We start from the raw sequence: 2,291 nt of genomic DNA, 5'->3' as shown, positions 1-2,291 counted from the left end.
GCCTCTGAAAACTACACAGCGGGTACCACAAAAACCGTCAAGCCCTCGGACCATTAGTACCGGTCTCCTACAGGCATCACTGCCCTTCCAGATCCGGCCTATCAACCTGGTGGTCTACCAGGGTCCTTACTCCCTCAAAGGGGATGGGAGAGTTCATCTCGAGGCCGGCTTCCCGCTTAGATGCTTTCAGCGGTTATCCGATCCGAACGTAGCTAATCTGCAATGCCCTTGGCAGAACAACAGATACACCAGAGGTCCGTTCACCCCGGTCCTCTCGTACTAGGGGCAAATCCTCTCAACTCTCCAACGCCCATGGCAGATAGGGACCGAACTGTCTCACGACGTTCTGAACCCAGCTCGCGTGCCGCTTTAATGGGCGAACAGCCCAACCCTTGGGACCTACTACAGCCCCAGGATGCGACGAGCCGACATCGAGGTGCCAAACCGAGCCGTCGATGTGGACTCTTGGGCTCGATAAGCCTGTTATCCCCGGAGTACCTTTTATCCGTTGAGCGACGGCACTTCCACTTGTAACCGCCGGATCACTAAGACCTACTTTCGTACCTGCTCGACCTGTATGTCTCGCAGTCAAGCTCCCTTACTGCCTTTGCACTCTACGCACGGTTTCCAACCGTACTGAGGGAACCTTTGTACGCCTCCGTTACATTTTAGGAGGCGACCGCCCCAGTCAAACTACCCGCCTGGCACTGTTCCCGACCCGGATTCACGGCGTCAGGTTAGAAGTCCAATACATCAAGGGTGGTATCTCAAAGTTGGCTCCACACCGGCCGCAGCCGATGCTTCGTAGCCTCCCACCTATTCTGAGCGAAATGCATCGAACCCCAATACCAAGTTGTAGTAAAGGTTCACGGGGTCTTTCCGTCTAGCCACGGGTACTCGGCATCTTCACCGAGACTGAAATTTCACCGAGCCCCTCGTTGAGACAGCGTTCAAGTCGTTACGCCATTCGTGCAGGTCGGAACTTACCCGACAAGGAATTTCGCTACCTTAGGACCGTTATAGTTACGGCCGCCGTTTACCGGGGCTTAGTTTCGCTGCTTCGGCTTGCGCCTAACAACTCCACGTAACCTTCCGGCACCGGGCAGGCGTCAGCCCCTATACGTCGTCTTACGACTTTGCAGAGACCTGTGTTTTTGGTAAACAGTCGCTTGAACCTATTCACTGCGGCCCCCTCGCGCTCCACCCGAAAGGGCTTCACGCTACCGGGGCGCTCCTTCTCCCGAAGTTACGGAGCAATTTTGCCGAGTTCCTTAACGAGGGTTATCTCGATCACCTTAGTATTCTCTACTTTCCCACCTGTGTCGGTTTTGGTACGGGCGCGCGCAACCTCCCTAGAGGCTTTTCTTGGAGCCATGGCGTCAGGGACTCGCCGGCGCGAACGCCAGCTGCCATCGTGCCTCAGGTTATGCAGGTCCGGATTTGCCTAGACCCACCCCTACGCAACTTGGTGCAGGAACAACCATCGCCTGCTACCCCTAGCCTCACTCGTCCCCCCATCAGTCAAACGGGTGCGACGCGGTACAGGAATATCAACCTGTTATCCATCGACTACGCCTTTCGGCCTCGCCTTAGGTCCCGACTAACCCTGAGCCGACGAACGTTGCTCAGGAATCCTTAGGAAATCGGTGGAAGAGATTCTCACTCTTCTTTCGTTACTTATGCCAGCATTCTCACTTCCCGAGCCTCCACGGCTGGCTTCCGCCGCCGCTTCAATGGCACGGGAACGCTCTCCTACCGCTCACGCAAACGCGCAAGCCCGCGGCTTCGGTGGCATGCTTGAGCCCCGTTGAATTGTCCGCGCCCGAACACTAGACCAGTGAGCTGTTACGCATTCTTTTAAGGATGGCTGCTTCTAAGCCAACCTCCTGGTTGTCTATGCACTCGGACATCGTTACCCACTTAGCATGCACTTAGGGACCTTAGCCGGCGATCTGGGCTGTTTCCCTTTTGACGCTGAAGTTTATCCCCCAGCAACTGACTCCCCGGGTCGACGTATCGGTCTTCGGAGTTTGCCTGGTTTCGGTAACCTGGTAGGGCCCCTAGACCAAACAGTAGCTCTACAGCCGACACGCAATAAACCGGAGGCTATACCTAAATATATTTCGGAGAGAACCAGATATCACTGAGTTTGATTAGCCTTTCACTCCGACCCACAGGTCATCCCCGCAAATTTCACCTTACGTGGGTTCGGTCCTCCACGAGGTCTTACCCCCGCTTCAACCTGCCCATGGGTAGCTCACTCAGTTTCGGGTCTGCCGCATACGACTAAA

1 rRNA gene is annotated in these 2,291 nt (G+C 55.6%); it reads right to left on the bottom strand.

The features are described from left to right. Positions 1-33: 33 nt before the first annotated feature. A 23S ribosomal RNA gene (locus J3P29_RS19500) occupies positions 34-2,291 on the bottom strand; the annotation flags it as partial.

This window comes from Patulibacter sp. SYSU D01012 (genome assembly GCF_017916475.1).
Lineage (GTDB): Bacteria > Actinomycetota > Thermoleophilia > Solirubrobacterales > Solirubrobacteraceae > Patulibacter.
This window is presented reverse-complemented; position numbering and strand designations above follow the sequence as displayed.